9 protein-coding genes and 1 pseudogene are annotated in these 14,901 nt (G+C 57.3%); 2 read left to right on the top strand and 8 right to left on the bottom strand.

Annotated elements, in window-relative coordinates:
* Positions 1-75: 75 nt before the first annotated feature.
* Both VAE57_RS14785 and VAE57_RS14780 read right to left on the bottom strand, forming a co-directional pair.
* Positions 76-1,116, bottom strand: a complete 1,041-nt coding sequence (locus VAE57_RS14785) for an NAD(P)-dependent oxidoreductase (protein ID WP_322822634.1) — start codon at positions 1,114-1,116, stop codon at positions 76-78.
* 15 nt (positions 1,117-1,131) lie between these two features.
* Entirely contained in the window at positions 1,132-2,361 is a 1,230-nt protein-coding gene (locus tag VAE57_RS14780; protein WP_322822633.1) for a DUF190 domain-containing protein, read from the bottom strand.
* A 202-nt stretch (positions 2,362-2,563) separates the two neighbouring features.
* On the opposite strand from VAE57_RS14780, the gene VAE57_RS14775 reads away from it, so the two are divergent.
* Positions 2,564-2,863: an FHA domain-containing protein gene (locus VAE57_RS14775; RefSeq protein WP_322822632.1), complete on the top strand. Its 300-nt coding sequence runs from the start codon at positions 2,564-2,566 to the stop codon at positions 2,861-2,863.
* Between the two features lie 60 nt (positions 2,864-2,923).
* Here the strand turns inward: VAE57_RS14775 and VAE57_RS14770 are convergent, their stop codons facing one another.
* From VAE57_RS14770 to VAE57_RS14755, 4 genes and pseudogenes are all read right to left on the bottom strand, one after another.
* Entirely contained in the window at positions 2,924-4,162 is a 1,239-nt protein-coding gene (locus VAE57_RS14770) for a hypothetical protein (RefSeq protein ID WP_322822631.1), read from the bottom strand.
* 113 nt (positions 4,163-4,275) lie between these two features.
* Positions 4,276-5,712 (bottom strand): MFS transporter, encoded by a 1,437-nt coding sequence (locus VAE57_RS14765; protein WP_322822630.1) that lies wholly within the window; start codon positions 5,710-5,712, stop codon positions 4,276-4,278.
* A gap of 39 nt (positions 5,713-5,751) precedes the next feature.
* Complete coding sequence (locus VAE57_RS14760; protein WP_322822629.1) at positions 5,752-5,979, bottom strand: hypothetical protein; 228 nt, start codon at positions 5,977-5,979, stop codon at positions 5,752-5,754.
* Between the two features lie 48 nt (positions 5,980-6,027).
* A pseudogene (locus VAE57_RS14755) lies at positions 6,028-7,067 on the bottom strand (S8 family serine peptidase).
* 1,355 nt (positions 7,068-8,422) lie between these two features.
* Between VAE57_RS14755 and purF the strand changes: the two are divergent.
* Positions 8,423-9,895 (top strand): amidophosphoribosyltransferase, encoded by a 1,473-nt coding sequence (gene purF / locus VAE57_RS14750; RefSeq protein ID WP_322822628.1) that lies wholly within the window; start codon positions 8,423-8,425, stop codon positions 9,893-9,895.
* 374 nt (positions 9,896-10,269) lie between these two features.
* Here the strand turns inward: purF and VAE57_RS14745 are convergent, their stop codons facing one another.
* Both VAE57_RS14745 and VAE57_RS14740 read right to left on the bottom strand, forming a co-directional pair.
* Complete coding sequence (locus VAE57_RS14745) at positions 10,270-11,829, bottom strand: amidase (RefSeq protein ID WP_322822627.1); 1,560 nt, start codon at positions 11,827-11,829, stop codon at positions 10,270-10,272.
* A gap of 89 nt (positions 11,830-11,918) precedes the next feature.
* Positions 11,919-14,828: an insulinase family protein gene (locus VAE57_RS14740; protein ID WP_322822626.1), complete on the bottom strand. Its 2,910-nt coding sequence runs from the start codon at positions 14,826-14,828 to the stop codon at positions 11,919-11,921.
* Positions 14,829-14,901: the final 73 nt, after the last annotated feature.

Genomic DNA, 14,901 nt, shown 5'->3' with positions numbered 1-14,901 from the left:
AGGCGACGTAAGCATCGCCTCGACCGATCATCGTTTTCCGGCTGCTGAGGATGTTAGCTATGTGCTGTAGGCGAATTAGAAAAACAGCTTCGCAAACCGCAAAATACCCTGGCTCCAGGGCACCCGGTGCGAGACGCCAGTTTGCTGACCAAACTGGTTAGCGTGTTCGACGTACCACTGGAAGTTGCGCACCAGCGCCTCTTTGTTGGAATACTTCGGCGTGAAGCCCAGGACGCGCTCGGCTTTTTCCACCGATACGAAGGAGTCTTCGGTGACTGTGCCATACGCCCATTTATACACCGGCGACAACTTCAGTTTCTCTAAAATCGCCAGTGCCCACACCATCGGTGCTGCCGGGAAGGTGATGATCTTTTTGCCATGACCAGCGGCATCAAGTACGGCTTGAAAATCTTCTTTGATCGTGCCGAACTCTTTGGCACCGATGTTGAAGGTGTCGTTGACCCGATCACGATCAAGCTCCAGACAGCGTACAATCGCCTCACACAGGTCTTCAACATCGAGGAGCTGGTAGCGATTCTTGCCGTTTCCGGGTAGTGGGAAGTTGCGCCCATCCATTGCCCAGTCGTACAGCATCGCGAAAATACCCAGTCGCTCGGGGCCGACGAACGACTTGGGGCGGAGGATGGGCACGCACATGCCGGCACGTCGGAATTCGAGGCACAGCTCTTCAGCTTTAACTTTCGCTTCGCCGTAGGGTCCGACACCGCTCAGGGGATCGGTTTCCAGCAGTGGATGATGGTCGGGAATACCATACACAGCGGTTGAGGAGATGTGGACAACGCGCTCAACTCCCTGATCACGAGCCGATTCGAGGACGTTGCGTGTACCATCAATATCGGTTGAGAAGATGTCAGCCGGTGAGTACAGCGGCAGAGCTGCTGCGGTGTGCACGACGAAGCGCACATCCTTCATCGCCCGATCAACGGCAGCCCGATCACGAATGTCACCTGTGTGCTCTTCAATCTGGTTACGTTCGGGGTAATCAAAGGGGGCAATATCAAGTGAGCGCACGATATACCCTCGCGCCAACAGGTAGCGCGTCAGGTTAATGCCCAGAAAACCGGCTCCACCAGTAATTAAGACACGATCAGTCATAGGTTACCAGTCCTACTATTCGCTTTGTTGTAATAAGGCCCTGATCAGGGCGCCACGTGCGATTATACCCGACAGTCGACCATCGTGATCAACGACCGGTAAACGCTCGGCGTTATGGTCAAGCAACTGCTGTGCCGCTGTGCCGAGGCTGGCATCAAGCGCGACGGTAGATGGAGGTGGCTCGACCAGGGTATCTATCGTTTGGCGAGCGCCGGGCAGTGCCGTCGCCGGCGTTGGTTGCGCACGTTGAATCGCTGCCAGTAGGACATTCCGTTCGTCACCCTGTAAATGATTGAGGACACCGGTCAGTCGTAAGGTACCGACCAGACGACCGGCCTCATCAACGACGAACAAGAGTTGACCGGGTGCCGTGATCAGCAGTGCCAACGCGGTTGCCAGTGATTGGCCGAGCGCAATCCGGGCAGTAGCGGCCTGCATGACCATGCGAACCTGCACGCCTTCTAAAGTCTGGACGGCGGTGAGTGTTCGGGCTGCGGCCTGTAAGACCTCGCGCTGACCAAAGATACCGGTCAGGCGGCCCTGATCATCAACAACCGGTATCTCGGTATAGCCCCATTCGATCATCATCGTGAGCGCCTGGGGGATCGGTGTTGTCGGCGCAATTCCACACACCTCGCGGTTGACAATCTCGCCTACGCTTCGTCCCTTCAACGCTGCCACCAGCGCAGTGCCTTCCGCCGGACCCAGTACTCTGAGCAATTCCGGTGCCAGACGTAACCCCGCCCGCCACGCCAGCTCACGGGTCGAGATAACACCGATCACCGTGTTGTTGTCAATAACAGGCAGTACCTCTGTCCTGGCCGTCACAAAGTGCTCTAGGGCCTCAATAAGCGAGGCATTATGCGCAATAGTTCTGGAGGGCACCTGCATCAGATCGGATACCATCTGGTCGGCCCCGAATGGCCCGCCTGGACGTAAAGCGCCCTGAACAACCTCGACCGGTTCAACCGTGATGAGCGCTGAGGGTGCAAGTTCGCCGATTAACGGGAGCAGGCGTTTGATACGCGCAGCGTGATCAACCCACTCAATCACTACCGGCTGGCGGTCGGCAAGGGGAGGTACCTGCCGTCGCGGCCCAAAGCCGGTCAGGGCTGCAATTACCGTCGCACCGGTTGCCCCACTCTGGCGCAATTCGGCTAACACTACCTGGTAAAGGGGACGATCTCCGCTCCGATCCTCACCGTTCAAGTAGATTCGCACCCGTTGTACTGCTGGCTCCGCCATATTGTTCTCCTTAACCGGATTAATATGTGGATTGTTTGGAACGATTTTGCCTCATCTGAACCCGGCAATAACAACTTCTATTGTCGCTTACGAGACTACGAGCGTACATGGTACAAAGGTCACTCTTGACAAAATGAGTTTTTGATGAGAATCATAATGTCATATGGTTGTTTCGCAATAGTTATGTTTATCGGAGGCTTTTATGGGTCGGGAATTAACCCTCATCGGTGTGTCTGGTTCGCGAACCGGGCATCAGATCGTGGTCAACCGACGCAGTATGGTGATCGGGAGTGCCCGTCAATGCGACATTGTGTTGCATGACCGGCAAGTCCTCGAACGCCATGCCGAGATTGTGCAGGCGTTAGAGCGCTGGTTTGTCGCGCCACTCGACGGCAGTGCCCTGGTTGCGCTCAACGGTCAGCGGATTAGCTCGCGTCAACGTTTGCAGAGTGGTGATCTGCTCTCTATCGGTAGTGCAACTTTTAAAGTGGCTGACCGCTAAACCGGTCGAACGGTTCGTGACCTGCCCCTTCGCCAATGAGGGGGCAGGTTTTTTTGCGTCTTAGAAACCAACATCAATAATAGTGCGTCCGGTGCGATCCTGGAAAAACCCAACGCCATCTTGAATCAGACCGACGTAGAATCCCATCCGTGTTTCACGTTGTAAAATACGCACTCGGCCAATAATCTCGGCCTCTTCTCCTGGATACAGAAAATCTTCGACAAACGGTTGTGCCCACTCTTCAGGCGGACGCGGTGAAATAGCCCACCGGTATGGGTAGCGCTTGGGACCACCACCGCTGTTGGCGTCCCAATCCATGCCCACTCGCCAGAAACCACCGGCTTGCGCAGCATACATACCGTTTTCAACCGAAGAGAAGACTTCATCAGTCGTGTATTCGTAACCGCTCGGTGGCCCGTAGGTGCGGATGGGTACAGTGCCGGTATTGCGTACCCGGATAGTGACCGTAATGACCTCGCCCAGCATGACGCGCTGGGGAGCAATCATCGAGTAGACGATCCGCGCTTCGGGTTGACCAACATCGGTAAGGGTGATTTGACCCTGACGCTGTACCACATTGCCGAAGCCGTCCTCTGCCCGTACCGTGTACGTGTAAACACCGGCTTCAAGGAGCGAACCGTTGGGACGTTTGCCATTCCAGACATGACGCTGCTCGTATGGCCCTTCTTCTTCACGAGTCACGACCGGAATGATCTCGCCGTTCGGTGCCTGTACCTCGATATTGACGGTGGCGCTGACCGGCAGCCGGTAGGTAAATTCGGCGACATCATCTATGGCATCAGCATTGGGTGAAATAACCGGTGGCCAGACCATCAGATTTTCGATTTCGGGTGGGGCAATCACATCGCCTTCGATGCTCAATGGCAGACGGCGTTCATCGCTGTCATTGCCATCAGCCGCACGGGCAGCTACAACCAGCGTGTATTGTCCAGGTGGTAGTAATCGGCGTAGTACCTGCGGGTCGTCGGTTGGAACACTGCCATCAAAGCGCAGGATGTATGGATCGTTTGCGGCTGCTCGTGGCTGTGCCCGGCGCAGGTCATACCGTTGTCCATTAGCATCGAGGATGTAGATATCAACCAGGGCGGATCGCCCAATCTCATAGCTAATCGCTAATGGGGTATCGCGACCCGGATTGTACCGTTCGACGGTTGCGCTGACTTCCCCCAGAATGGGTGCTGCTGTGCAGCCACTCAAGCCACCGATTACAAACCAGAATAGCACGATACCAATCATCGCGGTCAGAGGGCGTACTGTACGCCACACACGATCATGCATAGTGATCTCCCGTGTTTACGTACCCTCACCTCATCCCAGACTCACTTTGTTCATATATGCAGCATCCGGTTGAGGGGTAAGGGTGTCAGGTGTGAAGATTGCATCGACGTATATTAATCGGCAACCCGCGGTCTGGCCGGTGCCATTTGACGTTGGAGAGCATAGCCGCCGATCAACGATGGAACAAGTGCGATTGCGGCCAGCAACGCGGCAACGCGCATTGACATATCGTAGCCACCGGCCAGAATCGGTGGTGGTGCAGCGGTGATGGGGGTCACCGGACCGCCATTCAATGCAAACACCTGCGAAGCCCATATCGCACCGGCCAGGGCAATTCCGCCGGTCTGTCCGACGGTGCGGACAACCGCCAGTAAGCCACTCGCCACCCCTAATGCCTCTGGCGGGGCATTGCCTAATACTGTGCTGTTGTTTGGGCTTTGAAATAAGCCCACACCAATTCCCAGCAATATCAGAAAACTCAACATTTGCAGCGGTGGTGTGACCGGTGTGGTCATACTCAATCCCAGCAAGGCACATCCGGTCACCAGCAATCCGACGATGGTTAACACCCGCGGCCCAAACCGGTCTGAGAGCCGCCCACTGATCGGCGAGGTGAGCGAGAGGGCTATGGGGAGAGCCATGAGCATAAAACCGGTACGCTGGAGATCGAACCGGTATACCAGTTGAAAGAAGAGTGGCGTCAGCAACAGGTTAAAGGAAATACCTAGAAAGAGGATCAGCGCAGCCAGCAGATTGAGCGAGAAGGCCAGGCGGCGGAACATGCGCAATTGCAGCATTGGCTGTGGATGACGCCATTCCCACCAGACAAACAGTATGCCACCGATCAGCGAGGCTGCAAAAAGGCCGATCACACGACTATCACCCCATCCCCACAATGGCCCTTCGGTTAGTCCCAGCAGGAGGCAAAACAGGGTGACAGCCATTAATGCCGCTCCGATCAGATCAAATCGCTGGCCGGGGCGCGTCGTATGGTCGGGTGCGATTGAGCGGATGGTGAGCCACCAGCCCAGCACACCAATCGGCAAGTTGACGAAGAAGATCGCTTCCCAGCCGACGTACTGCAACAGCACGCCACCCAGGGCCGGCCCGATTAGAATACCGGCAGCGACGAAGGAGCCAATCGCTCCCAGCGCCATGCCACGTTCACGGGCGGGGAAGGCAGTTACCAGCAATGCCGGGCCGACGGCCTGAATCATTGCGGCCCCAATTCCCTGTAGAACCCGGAAGCCGATCAGGGCTGCAATCGACGGCGCGGTGGCGCAGAGCAACGAGGCGATGGTAAAGAGGGCAAATCCGATCAGATAGATCCGGCGTTTGCCATACATGTCGCCTAAACGCCCCATAATCAAGAGTGTGCAGACCAGGGTCAGCAGGTACCCTAAGACCACCCATTCGACAACGTTCAGATTGCTGGCAAACGCCTGTACCAGTGTGTTCAGAGCAATATTGACAATCGAACCATCAATGGTCGAAACCAGTACACCGGTGCCGACCGCCGCTAATGCCCACCATTTACGCCCTTCGTTCACACGCCACCTCGTCGTCGTATCATTGTTACCGGGTGCATTCTACCGCACAATGGCAGGAATGACGATACGTTTCGTCTTTAGTGTTGTGCCCGGCTGGATGATGCTCATGATTGGTTTGCAATGGGCATACAGTAACCCCTGCTGTGCCGCAGTATCGCTGCCGTGACCGCCAGCTTCGCTCTCCCACCATACCGGCAACCGTGCGTGGTAGTGGCGTTCGTTGGCGGGATGGGTAACCGCACGTCGGGATTTGCCATCAGTGACCATGCCTGACGGCGCGTCTTTCCAGGTAGAGCATCACGTCTACGGCTTGCGTCATCGCGTCAGTGCTCGCTGTACGGCGGCGTCAATATCGAGTAGACCGGCACCAACACCGTTGCCGACCCCACACCGATCACCATCACTGTGGATGTAAGGTTTGGCCGTCTCGCGCAGGATTTGTTCCGTTGTCTCAATATCGCCGATCAGGGCAGGATTGGCCGACCAGATCAGAGCTACAGCACCGGCAACGTGCGGCCCTGCCATCGATGTGCCATCGGCATAGGCATAGCTCTGATCGGGAAAGGCCGAGAGGATGTTGGTTCCCGGCGCGACCAGATCGGGTTTGGGACGCAAACTGCCATCGCTGGTGACCGGTCCGACGCTGCTGAACGGCGCAAGCTGACTCCGCTATTCACTGCACCGACCGTCATCACATCATCGTAGATAGCGAGTGGTGCATTCAACGAGCTACACGTTGGGCCGTCGTTGCCGGCGCTGGCAACCACAAAGACTCCAGCCGCTCGCAACGCCTGTACTGCCGGTTGTAAGGAATTCGGTGTACACCCTTCAAAGTCTGCCGGGCAGCCCCACGAATTGTTCAAGGTGTGCGCCCCTCGCGTCGGGTCACCGTCGCGGAAGGGATCGCCAGCGGGTGGGTACGGAGCGAAGAGGAATTGCATACAGTCGAGATAACGCGGGGCGTTGCCGAGGTTGCGCACCAGATTCACGCACCCGATCCAGGTTGCTTCGGGTGCGACACCAACCCGGTTACCGAGGATTGTTGCCAGCGTATGGGTGCCGTGACCACTGGCATCGTAAGGCGCTGGCGCATTGGTCCAGGGATCGAGCCAGTGGTAGGCGTGATCGATACCATTGGGTGTCCGACCGGCATACGAATCACGTAATTCGGGGTGTGCGCCATCAACTCCCGAATCGGCCTGACCGATTATGATGCCCGCGCCGCGAATGCCACGTGCCCAGACCTCTGGTGCGCCGATAGCGACCAGATTCCACGGTGTTTCATCTGGTGGCGGTTCATTCCCAACAGACGTTGACAGTGCGACCGGCAATGGTCGCAGATGCGGTGCAGGCATTACCTCGGCTACCTCCGGCAATTGTTGCAGCCAAAGCCGCACGGGAAGATCGGCCTCGACTTCGAGCGCATTGACGAGGTAGTAGGGCGTATAGCGCACTCCTATCCGGTCGAGCATCGCTCGTAGATCGGCCTGGGTGGTCGAGGCATGGTTCGTCAGTCGTTGATAGACGGCCATTCGCCGTTGATTGTAATCGGTGATGGTTGCCAGATCACTCAACACCGCTTGATCGCGCAGCACCACAAACCAGCGATCACCCTGTGGTGTTGCCCGGCCACCACCAATGATCAGCGCTAACCCGATAACTGCAATCACGCCAGCTCCAACCGCGTGAATGCGAGGATTACGAACGAACTGCACCAGAATAATCGCGATCAGAGCCAGGAATGCCTGTCCGATGGCTGCCAGTACCGCGAGATGAAAGCCTTCGGGAAAGCTGCTGAAGAGCAAAAGGGTGATCAGGGTATCGGAGTCGGTGAGGGCCAGTGGCACGCCAAAGAAGAACATCCCGAAGAGAATGGTTATTGGGACGACTGTAGAAACTGATGTGTGCCGGCCAAGGGTCAGGAGCAGCCAGCCACCAATCGGTGCGCTAACCATGAACAGGAGTGCGGTGCTGTTTACCCCCAGCGCACGGCTGAGTATCAGGAGCAGCACACTTATACCAACCCCCTCAATCAGCCGGATAGTGATTGAAACAGATGGTTGTTGCCAGCTCTGCGGTGGTCGCCATGCCAGCAGGCATCCGCCAACCCAGCCAACCAGTCCACCGGTCAGCAGCGCCAGACCGGTATCCAGCCACGAGCCGGGTGTGCCAATAGCGAGCCATGGCAGGCTCATCAGCAGACCGCTGCTGATGACAGCGGGAAACCAGCCCCATTGCCAGGGAGAGCAACGGGTAAGTCGGGTGATGATGAGGGCGTAGCAGAGGCAGATCACTGCCTGGATCACCATCTGCAACTGACTCTCGGCAGAGGGCAGGAGGCTGGTTAAGACCAGGATTGCCGGGAGTGGCAATCCGGCCAGCCAGCGCAAGACCGTATCTCGCAAGGTACCGCTGGTTAAGCCGAACCAGATGCCGGTCATCGCCGCACCGATAGCTAGACTGATCCAGACGATAATGATGCGACCACCGCTATCAGCACCAAATAGCCCTACGCCTATTTCGACCAGGCGCAAAAATCCATTGATAGCCAGCCCAAGGGTAACCATCGCGATCAGAAGGCATCCTGTGGCCCAGGACGGCTGATGTTGCTCTTTCGTCGTGTTGAATGAAAGTTCCATAATCCGTGATATACTTGAATCAGCAATGATGCAAACTGTCCCCAGATCTGCGCGCAGGAGGATAACTTCTCATGAACGATCAATCGCTGCCCGGCGTACCTGATCGTAATGATACCATTGCCGCTCAATGTATGCTTCCCACTGTATCTGATGACAAGCCGGGTCATGAGTGCGGTGTTTTCGGCATTGTCGCTGCCGATGCTGACGTTGCGCGCCTCACCTTTTTCGGTCTCTACGCGCTTCAGCATCGTGGTCAAGAGAGTGCCGGTATCGCGGTGAGCAATGGGCGGAGCATTCGTTACTACAAAAACATGGGCTTAGTGGCGCAAGTGTTTGATGAAGAGAAGTTGCGTCCGCTCAGCGGTTATATGGCGATTGGGCATACGCGCTATTCAACCACCGGTTCATCAAAGCTCGAAAACGCCCAGCCGTTCGTTGTCGAGAGTGCATTAGGGCCACTGGCGGTTGGTCACAACGGTAATCTGACCAATGCTGCCGCACTTCGGCGTGAGTTGTTGCAGCGTGGCGTCGGTCTGACCAGCAGCAGCGATAGCGAAGTTATTACGCAGATGCTGGCTGGCGGCGAAGGGCGTACCTGGGAAGAGAAGCTCAAGGTCTTTATGGTGCGGGCCCAGGGTGCGTACTGCCTCACCGTACTGACGCGCGATGCGCTCTACGCGGTGCGTGATCCGTGGGGGTTACACCCGCTCTGCCTGGGTCAGCTCAGTGACAATGGTTGGGTGGTGGCTTCAGAAAGCTGTGCTTTGGGGACGATTGGCGCAGAGTTCGTGCGTGAGATTGAGCCGGGTGAAATTGTCAAAATTACGCTTGACGGTCCCCAAACTGTCTCGCATCAACCGTCCCTGCACCCGGCTGCCTGTCTGTTCGAGTACATCTATTTTGCACGCCCCGACAGTATGCTGCACGGAACGGTTCTGCACGCCATTCGGGTCGCTCAGGGGCGGGAACTGGCCCGTGAAGCGCCATGCGATGCCGATATTGTGATCGCGGTTCCCGACAGCGCAACGCCGGCAGCAATCGGTTATGCGCAGGAGTCGGGTATCCCCTACTCGGAAGGGTTGATTAAAAACCGCTACATCGGACGAACGTTCATTCAGCCTGATGATCGATTGCGTCAACTTGGTATTGCGCTCAAATTCAACGCCCTGACCGATAATCTGGCCGGCAAACGGGTGGTGTTGGTTGATGATAGTATCGTGCGGGGCAATACCAGTGGGCCAATCGTGCGTCTGCTGCGTGAGGCCGGTGCGCACGAGGTTCACGTGCGCGTCTCGTCACCACCCATTCGCCATCCCTGCTTCCTCGGCGTCGATATGGCAACCTATCCTGAGCTGATTGCCCATCGTTTGACCATTGAGGGCATTCGCCAGCATCTCGGTGCCGACAGCCTGGCCTACCTGAGCCTCGAAGGCTTGATTCGCTCGACCGGACGCGATCCTTCTACCTTCTGCACCGGCTGCTTCACCGGTCAATACCCGGTTGAGGTCGAGCTAGTTGACAAAGAGGTGTTTGAGGTGCGCTGAAATGCGCTGAAAATAGCAGGTCCACGCCGACGCATGTGTGGGGGGAGTAGGGAATGGCGTGTTCCGTATAGCGTCCGGTCACCTTGCTCCCGCCCCCCTCCCGACCTCCCCCCGCTGGGGGGAGGAGACGCGGGAAGGGTGTCCAGAATCGGCGAGCGCAGGCAGGGCTGTGTCCGCCGTGTCTCTGTGGTGCATCTACAAAAGCACTGCTCCGCTCCCTTCGGGGAGTGGGGAGTAGGGAATGGCGTGTTCCGTATGGCGTCCGGTCACCTTGCTCCCGCCCTCCCCCAGCTGGGGGAGGAGACGCGGGAAGGGTGTCATCTAGCAGCACTCTCGCTTCTATCTCCTACCTCCTATTTCCTATCTCCTACCTCCTACTCATCACCAACGATCCATTGGCGATACGCAGGTGGTTGCCGAAGTTTCGTTGCCTGCTCGAAAGCGTAAGCCAATCGGATCAGCATCGGTTCAGACCATGCGGTGCCGATGAAATTAATTGCGATTGGTAGACCGAATGCCATACCTGCCGGCACCGTCACCATTGGATAGCCGGCTCGTGCCGCGAGCGAACTGCTCCCGCCGGGGTAGCGATCTCCGCCGATCAAATCAATCGGCCAGGCCAGACCAGTTGCCGGCGCGACCAAGGCATCGATCTGCTGTTCGTAGAGCAGGGTATCGAGTGCCTGACGAGTAGCATCACGACTGGCGGCCAGGGCCTGTTGATACGCTGGATCATCGAGGTCGCCAACGGCTGCGGCCTGGACAAGCAGTTCCTGACCGAAGAAGCGTAACTCGTGTTCGGCATGTTGTTCGTTAAAGGCGATCAATTCCTCTAACGAACGTGGCGCAGGGGTGGCTGCCTGCGGGTCAGGCACGCGGCTGGCAAGGTAGTGGTTGAGCGTGGCTTTGAATTCGTACAGCAGAACCGTTAATTCGGCTTCATTAAATGCCAGCAACTCATCAGGAAATGTCACAGGATCAACCACGTGAGCACCGGCGTCGCGCATTGCGGTCAGTGCTGTCGCAAATGCCTGTTCAACGTGGCGGCCAAAGCCGGCGAAGCGATCACTGCGCAACACCCCGATCCGTGCGCCACGCAAAGCGTCGGCCTGAAGACAGGTGCGGTAGTCCGGGCGAACGTGTCCGGCAGCGGCTACGGTCGCCGGATCGAGCGGGTCAGGGCCGGCAATGATCCCCAGCACCGTGGCAGCGTCGGCCACACAACGGGCGTGCGGGCCGACGGTGTCCTGGGTGGAGCTGATTGGAATCACACCGGCGCGGCTGGTCAGTCCAACCGTCGGTTTAATTCCTACCACACCACACATCGCCGATGGGCACGAAATAGAACCATCGGTTTCGGTACCAATCGCCGCTACACACATACTGGCTGCCACCGCAATGGCCGACCCCGAACTGGAACCACACGGACTCCGGCTCAGCACATAGGGGTTGCGTGCCTGACCTCCCCGCGCACTCCAGCCACTTGATGAGCTGGTACTGCGGAAATTCGCCCATTCGCTCAAGTTAGCTTTACCCAACAGCACGGCACCAGCAGCTCGCAGACGGGCGGCAACCGTTGCTTCAGCAGCCGGTCGCGAGCCGATCAGGGCCAGGGAACCGGCAGTCGTGGCAGTGTCGTCAAGCGTATCGATGTTGTCCTTGAGCACTATTGGAATGCCGTGGAGCGGACTGCGCGGGCCGTGCACGTCACGTTCAGCATCGAGGGTAATCGCGGTTTCGAGGGCGCCTGGACTGACTTCGATCAGCGCATTCAGACACGGCCCGGCCCGATTCAGCGCATTGATCCGCTCCAGGCAGGCCATTGTGAGCGCTTCTGCTGTAAGGGTACCGGCTGTCATTGCCGCCTGGAGATCGGCAATAGTTGCTTCGTAAGCCAGCGTTCCGATGGAACTGGAGGGATCGTTGAACGTCATAGCATCCTCATTTCCAGGCATCACCGGCAAATAGCATCAGGTATCCCTGCCCGACCCACGTCAGTCGGGCAGGGATACCCTGCCAGGCACTACAGCACCTTCACCGGTTTGAGCAACCCAGGCCGTTCGCGATTGGCGGCCTCGATAGACTCTGCCGGGCCGAGTACCGCCACCTGACCATGATCGCGTAAGGCTGCTGCCGCTTCGGCAAATGCTACGAAATCGGCTGGCGACGTTGCCAGCACTTGATCGCGTATCTGCTGGCGATATTCGTCGCTGACACTGGTGAGGTAGCGTACCAGCGCTGTGTAACCTTTGGCATCCGGCAACTGATAGGCATCCATGTCGCCGATAGTGCCGATAATCGCCCGTTCAACGGTTGTTGGATCAAGAGCGATGGTTTGCAGGTACGTTGCCATTTCATCGTATACATCCAGCGTGCGAAGCAGGTTGGGGTCGCGGTAGGATGTGGTGATGAACAGGCCGGTGCTGCGGTCGTAGTTGCCACTGGCACCATAGGCACCACCCTGAATCCGAATCTGGTCTAGCAGATAATCGATCCGGAGATGGCGTAAGACAACCATCGCCGCACCGCTCGGCCGGATGCCGTGGGCATGCAGGTTGACCCCCTTGGCGACGTAGTTCACCTGGGCAGGAATGATCAACCCTTCGCCATCATCAATACGGCTGGTCGGCCACGATGCCGGCGAGTATGGCTGATCTGGCAAACCGGCTATCAGCTCGTGCAGCAGCGGCAACACGGTCTTCTGACCATCAGCGTCGAGCGTGAGATTGACCACCAGCCCCCGCCGGTTGATCAGTGAAGTGCGCACCGTTTCCAGATCGGCCAGCACCCCCGGCCAATCCTGCTGAATCCGTTGTTCGAGTTCGCGTAGGAAGAAGATGGCCGAAATGCCCCCCATTTGTTCATCGGCCCACTCAGCGGGAGAGAACCGGGCCGCAAGCCGTTGTCGGGCGTAAGCATTGCCGGCTGGCACCAGCGACGATTCTTTGTTTGCGCGGGCACGCAACACGATCTGACGGAAGCGTTCTTGATTGTCAAGCTTTACAGTCAGCAGAATCTCCTGCAACAGCTTGATCAGCTCTGTCGTTTGGGCCAGCGTACTCTTGCCCCGCACCACCAGGCGACCTACCGGCGTTGCCGTCACTACGTCGGTTGCCGTCATAGTCGCCGCCGAGATACCACCGGTCTCACGGCCAATTCGCTGCAACAGCCGCACAAAATCGGAGGTTGCGGTACCCATTTCGGTGAGTGCACGGGCAAAGAGTGGAACATACGGTAAGAGCTGTGGTGGTAGTGCCCGCAAGTCAAAGGCCAGATCGAGATACACAATGCCATTTGTGAAGAGAGGATGCCGCAGCAGCGGTACGCCATCCATCTCGTCGATATCGGTTGGAATGCGCTTCACCTGGCGGTCGAGATCGGTCAGGTGCAGGGTCGGAATTGTGGCCAGCGCCTCCGGTGGATCAGGAGTTTGTTGCCATTCCGCCAGGGCCTTGGTCTCAGCAATCAGTGCCGCCCGCTTCTCAGCATCGAGCGTGGCCGCAAACGCCTCGATCCGGGCCTGCTCGGCAGCAGCCAGCCGGGCGGCGTATTCAGGATCGGGGCGCAGCGTAACTCTGGTGCGGTGCGGATTATCGAGCAGTAATTCGCGGATTAGACGCTCAAACAGACGTTCACCGTTGGTAACTGCTGCGCGCACCGCTGCCAGAGGTGCTTCGAAGCGCAACGGCGCAATTGGATCATCGTCGTACAGCCAAGTGCTCAGCGCTCGCATCATCAACACCAGGCCACGCGGAAAGCTGCCGGTGTTATTCTCGCGCAGACTGAACTCGAAGGTGTTAAACGCCGCCGCAATGGTCTCCGGATCAAACCCATGTTCAGCCAGTTCGTTGAGTGTACGCAAAATGAGCGCCTCGACCTGTTCGGCGTTCGCCGGATCGATCCCTTTCATACCGACCGAGAAGGTGTGTTGCAGGAGATCACTCTCGTACCCGCCGATCACCTCTTCACCCAGCCCCGAATCGATCAGGGCTTTGCGCAAGGGAGCGGCGGCATTCCCCAACAACATATAGCTCAGCAGCTCACGCGCCATCAACTGCGTCGGATCGCGATTATCGTCAATTAGCCAGTTGACCATCACCATACCCTTCTGCTGCTCGTTATCGGCAGCGCTGAAGGTGTATTCAAAGGTGCGCGGCGCGGTGAAGCGCTCTTGCTTCTCGATCTGCGATGGTGGTGTAATCGGCTCGAACTGGCTGAGATACTCATCGAGTTTGCGCAGCCGCTCTGCCGGCGGATCATCACCGTAGAAGAAGATACGTGCATTCGAGGGATGGTACAGGGTCTCGTGAAACCGTTTAAAGGCTTCGTAGGTCAAATCGGGAATGACCAACGGGTCGCCACCTGATGAGTAGCCATAGGTGGTATCGGGGAAGAGTGACTGCTGCGAATAGCGGTAGAGCATCCCATCAGGTGATGAATATGCCCCTTTCATCTCGTTATACACCACCCCTTTGATGGTGATCGGCGCATCAGCTGCCGGTAATTCAAAGTGCCAGCCCTCTTGCTTGAGAATTTCAGGGGTAATGCGCGGAAAGAAGACTGCATCGAGATAGACATCAACCAGATTGTAGAAGTCTTTCAGATTGGTACTCGCGACCGGATACGCAGTCTTGTCGGGGAAGGTGATCGCATTCAGAAAGGTATGTACCGATCCCTTCACCAGCGTAAAGAAGGGGTCTTTCACCGGATACTTGCGCGAACCGCAGAGCACCGAATGCTCCAGGATATGGGCAATCCCGGTTGAGTCACGTGGTGGCGTGCGGAAGGTAATCCCAAAGCACTTATTTTCATCATCGTTTTCGAGCGAAAGGAGTTCAGCGCCGGTCTTTATGTGGCGATACAGGCGGGCGCGCGTGTTGAGTTCGGGAATAAACTCGTCGCGTAGCAGCTCAAATCCATGCTCGTTCGACATGACAACCTCGTCTGGTACAATACGCTTGTATGGGGTACCGATGTATCTACAGTATTGTACCAGAATGTTTTAA

Origin of the sequence: Chloroflexus sp. (assembly GCF_034434295.1) — a bacterium.
In the GTDB taxonomy this organism is placed as follows: Bacteria; Chloroflexota; Chloroflexia; order Chloroflexales; family Chloroflexaceae; genus Chloroflexus.
Note: the sequence above shows the minus strand (reverse complement) of the source record. Positions and strands in the feature narration are given on the sequence as shown.